General features: G+C 52.6%; 4 protein-coding genes and 1 pseudogene. 1 reads left to right on the plus strand and 4 read right to left on the minus strand.

The window, feature by feature from the left end:
* Positions 1-386: 386 nt before the first annotated feature.
* Positions 387-633: pseudogene (locus KDX37_RS28600) on the plus strand (IS66 family transposase); the annotation flags it as partial.
* A 519-nt stretch (positions 634-1,152) separates the two neighbouring features.
* On the opposite strand, the gene KDX37_RS28605 reads toward KDX37_RS28600, so the two are convergent.
* The 4 genes from KDX37_RS28605 to KDX37_RS28620 form a co-directional block, all read right to left on the minus strand.
* Positions 1,153-1,410 (minus strand): DUF1652 domain-containing protein, encoded by a 258-nt coding sequence (locus KDX37_RS28605; protein ID WP_231656555.1) that lies wholly within the window; start codon positions 1,408-1,410, stop codon positions 1,153-1,155.
* A gap of 188 nt (positions 1,411-1,598) precedes the next feature.
* Entirely contained in the window at positions 1,599-2,096 is a 498-nt protein-coding gene (locus tag KDX37_RS28610) for a hypothetical protein (protein ID WP_231656556.1), read from the minus strand.
* 79 nt (positions 2,097-2,175) lie between these two features.
* Positions 2,176-2,682, minus strand: coding sequence for a hypothetical protein (locus tag KDX37_RS28615; RefSeq protein WP_231656557.1), 507 nt, complete (start codon positions 2,680-2,682; stop codon positions 2,176-2,178).
* 689 nt (positions 2,683-3,371) lie between these two features.
* A complete protein-coding gene (locus tag KDX37_RS28620; protein ID WP_231656558.1) occupies positions 3,372-4,625 on the minus strand; it encodes a Y-family DNA polymerase in 1,254 nt (417 codons plus the stop codon).
* Positions 4,626-4,828: the final 203 nt, after the last annotated feature.

A 4,828-nucleotide genomic window follows, 5' to 3' on the forward strand; every position in this document is an offset into this window, starting at 1 on the left:
CGGGTCGCATCATGGCGAACGGGCTCCTGAAGGGAATCGGGAGCACAGCATCCGGTATCAGCTCAGTGGTTTGAATGTGGGGTTCATGGAGCGCTTACATTACATTTTCCCTGACTCTCTGCGGACGTGAAATGGCGTCCTTCTAATGACTTGGCCTTGGTTTTCAGGCCGGGGCGCTGGTGCAACTGATGCGATATGAGCTGTAGCCCAGGTCATTGGGGTAGCTCAACAATGACATGACTATAACTCAATGGAACGACCGTAGCCTGGTCAACCACTCAAGGCACGTTTTGCCCAGAAACCTTCAGTCTTGAGTAGGGGGCACAGCACGATGAGGGCCTGAGTTTCCAAATCCATTGTCCTCCAGAGCCGCAATGAGCACTAACGTGGTGATCGAACAACAGCTCGTACACGCAGACGAAACACCCGTCCACATGCTCGCTGCGGACTCGAAGAAAACCCGCCGTTCTTATATTTTTGGGCATACACCACCCACCCGATCTGCGAAACAGCTGCTGCTGTCCATGACTTCGGCCCCAGTCGCGCGGGTGAGTATGCTCGAAACTTTCTCACGGTTGGAAAGGCAAGCTGGTCTGCGAAGATATCGTTGTTTACAAGGAGAGTTTCGAACTCGTGGGCACAATCGATTTTATCGGCAGGATTCGGTAGATGCGCTCCCCCGGCCGGTTACACGGAAGACAAGAAAGCCCTCGAAAAGCAAATAACGCGTTGCACCTGCCTTTTCAGATGGGCCCAGAAAACAAATCTGAAGCGGTAAATTTTCGAAGTATGGCTTTCCAGAGTGCCCTTTGGGGAAATCTTTGATAAAACCGCAATTTACCGAATCGAGTCAAATGATGGGGCTGTTTATGTGCAGCCTCATGACATTATCGACACATCAATTCATGCAGTACCCAAAGCCCTGAAGGTCAACGTCGCAGTGCAGCAACAGCTGCCCCCCTCAAGACTGATACGGCCTCTGAACAGCGATTTTCAGGCTCCTTCACACAACTGCCCGACCGTCAGGGTCAGTCATTATATTGATCATCAGTCCCGCTTTCCCGCCAGCCCAAAGGAGCATGCCGGAGAGTACTCTGGTGTCGCGGCTCCATTTTGAGCCCGCTCGACAGTGTCACGACTTCCTTGCTCGCTCTACGCCAGTCGCTTCATGGACAGTTCCATCTGACTCATAAGGTCTCTCTGCTCTTTCAGCGAGAGTACAAAACGCGCAATGGATCTGCTGGTGGACAGCTCAGACAGAGGCGTCCCGGTGACATACAGCTGGATGTCACCCGATTCGGGGTGGAGTAGCTTGACCGAAAAAGTTTCGTTCGCAGCAATCGTGCATTCGCACCTGGAAGGCAAAAAAGCTGTTTCAAGAACTCGTTGGAGATCGGACTTTGAAAACATTGTGCATCCTCTTCTGGCCAAATCGCTTCAGCCATAATAGACGAGTACGACGCCAACTTTTTACCAATCGTCGCCAGGTTTGACGCCGGAAACAAGGGCCTGAAGATTCCCTTTTTGAACGGGCATTGGACACCAAGCTGCAAAGAGCACAGTCCCTTCAGAAAGCAGGCTGCAGAAGGTTGACAACTTTACCGGCCTTGCGTGGAAGCAATCAATTGCTGGCACTTATCGGCTACTTGGGGATGGCACACCGCAACGTCTGATAGCACTCGACGCATTTCAAGCGCATCCGGAAAAGGGTACATCCCGAGATTGAGCGCAATTTGAATCTTGCGCAAATTCGTGCCTTCGATAAGCCAACGCTCTACGGTCCTAGTCATCGCCGATCCATTGTCATCTGTTTGCCAGGCCAGAAAGTCGAAGAGCCTGCTCACCTGCAGAACTGAGACCGAATCAGAAATATCGGCAAACAGCAGGTCAGCCAGGTTGTGCTCACCCAACTCTATGACGACAGCCCGAACAGCGTCGAAAGCTTCAGTGTACTCAGGCTCAAGGCTTTCTTTTTCAATCACATTCAACGCCTTTACGACAACCTGATGCACAGCAACTCCTTGCACCGAGAAAAAAGGGATATGCAACTGCGCTGTGCTGCCTATGAGGGAGCGTTCAGGAGCATCAATCTCCACGAGCCGTTGTGCAAAGCTGAAGCCGACCAGTCAATACGCCCTCAACACTGGATACTTAGGCCCAAACAGGTCAGACCGATTAATCGTCATCTTCATCTTCATCTTCATCTTCATCCTGGTCCTGGTCCTGGTCCTGGTCCTGGTCAGGATCGGCACCCGTAACCGAATCCGCAACCACGTCCACAACCGTGTCCGCAACTGTATACCCAAGCCCAAGCACAAACCCGTCGTCGTCAAATTCATCTTCATCGCTTGGCAGTTCGGTCAAGCCCCATAGCGTTGACTGGACGCTTTCGATCTGCTTGGTCGCGGCGTCTATCAGGTTATCAAGACCTGCAAAAGTAACGTCAGCAACAGATGCGCGCTCAAGCTCAACGACAAGTTCGCGCAAAACCTGCGGAGCCGGTCCCAATAGTGCCAACTCTTCTCCGTAAGGCTGCTCATCAAGAGGCACCGGATTTCTGGCGTCCATGGCGCAATATTGATCATTGATCTCTGAAGCTCTCTGGATATAGCTCTCCGCTTCATCCGCGAGGGCTTCTGCGGTCTCGATCAGCTCTTGAATATTTTCCTGCACCTGCTCCATGGGACCTGGCATATGGCAACCTTGACTTGATATGCATAAAAGAAATGGAACCCGCCCGATATTACGGCAGTTTCTTTCAGATCAAGGTCCGTTTCAGGAAATAAAAACACTGACACAAGCACTCAGTCAGGAATCCCTTGCAAGCACGCTGAAGCAGCTTGTGCGATCAGCCAATCATGCTCACGGCGGGCGTTGGGTCGAAGCATGTCGGCTGAGGCCCCGAGCAGAAAATCCAGCCTCTCAATAAATAAAGCTGGCACAGGTCAGTCTATTCCATCCTTCCCTGGTCATTGCTACTGCTTTGCCTTTTGTCTCGAAACCTGAAATTCGCTCACTTATCCTGATGGTTCAGCACGCAATATAACGGCGAGACGCCAGTGTGCCCACAAATGCGGTAACGTCGGTGGCATGACCGCCCTCCACGACTCGAATACCCGAGCGCACAACATCGGACAGCCCTGCCCCACCGCCAGGGTTCAATCATGCAGCTTTGGCTCAACAGCAGAGCTATCGTCGCGGGCACGAAGGTCAAAGTCATCATGAGTCGTCACCAGTAATGCACTGAAATGCACCCGTTGGTTCCAAAACTGGTCCCAACGGGGGTTAATTCAGCTTATGCCGAAACTGCAGAACTCCCTCCCCAGCGTTCTGCCGAAGAACATTCCCGCCCTTCAACTTTCAAGTTTTTATCATTCACATTTGACTTTCCAAAGTTGATCCAGCCGCGTCGTATAACTCTGGCTCATCATGTCCCGACGCATCGCCCATTCAGGATCGGTTGGTACACTTCCCGCTCGCAATGTCCCCCTGCCCCAGCGTGCGTTGATTTCATCCAGTACACTCATCACCTGCTCTGCTGCCGCTGGCTGTGAAGCGGCAAACAGGTCGTCGGTAAATTCGCCAGGCTGACGCAGGTCCAGCAGCAGGACTTCCGCCTTGCTGTACTTGAAGCCAGGCCGGAACAGGCGGTTGACTGCTTCGGTTGCAGCCTTTGTCATGAGACGCACGTCGTTGGTGGGATACGGCAACTCCACCAGCGCACCGTTGGCGTATTTGGCCTCGTCAGGATTGAACATACCCGTGCGGATGCTCACTCGCAGGCGCTTGCACATCGAACGTTGAGCTCGGAGTTTTTCCGCTGCGCGTCCAACGTAAGTGGCCACTGCCTGTTTGATCGGTTCAATCTCTGTGAGGCGTTTGCCGAATGCCCGACTGCAGCAGATCTCTTGCTTTGGCTGCTCGACCTCTTCAACGTCCAAGCATGATATGCCTGCCAGTTCACGGGCGGTCTTCTCCACCACCACGCTAAATTTTCGCCGCAGCATCTTGGGATCAGCCGTTGCCAAGTCCATAGCCCTCAGGATACCCATGGATTCCAGGTGCGCTGTCATTCGCCTACCAATTCCCCAGATCTCCCTTACCGCGGTGTTACGCAAGACCCAGTCTCGCTTGAAAGAATCACGAATATCCACAACGCCTCCAGTTTGAGCTTGCAAGCGCTTGGAAGTGTGGTTGGCCAACTTGGCAAGGGTTTTAGTGGATGCTATTCCAACGCCGACCGGGATGCTCGTGCAGCGCAAAACGCGGGACCGAAGATCACGGTCGAATGCCTCAAGGCTACCAAGCATACCATCCATGCTAAGCCAGATTTCATCGATCGAGTACCACTCCCAAGAGTCGACCGTAGATTCCAAAATAGTCATGACGCGTTCGGACATGTCGCCATACAGGGCATAATTGCTGGAAAACGGCACTATTCCATGCTGCTTCAGCTTGTCTCGAATTTGGAAATATGGTTCGCCCATTTTTACGAACGGCTTCGCATCGTAGGATCGAGCTATCACACACCCGTCGTTGTTGCTGAGTACTACGATTGGGGTCTTGGCCAAATCGGGTCTAAAGACGCGCTCACAGCTCGCATAGAACGAGTACCTACGAATGATGAGCCCATGGACATAGCCCGAAGGCCCATTATTCGTGGCTTTTATCGTAAACGCAGATGTCCATGGAAATGATCACAACAACGGACGTCCGCCCCCATTTATGTGTATGCGTCCGGCCAAGTCATCTACCCAGCCCCGCAAAGCCAAGACATGGTGTGCACTTAAATTTAAGTGGGCACCAGCTCTAGCCTTTTAAGCGGGTA

Origin of the sequence: Pseudomonas californiensis (assembly GCF_021147775.1) — a bacterium.
GTDB lineage: Bacteria > Pseudomonadota > Gammaproteobacteria > Pseudomonadales > Pseudomonadaceae > Aquipseudomonas > Aquipseudomonas californiensis.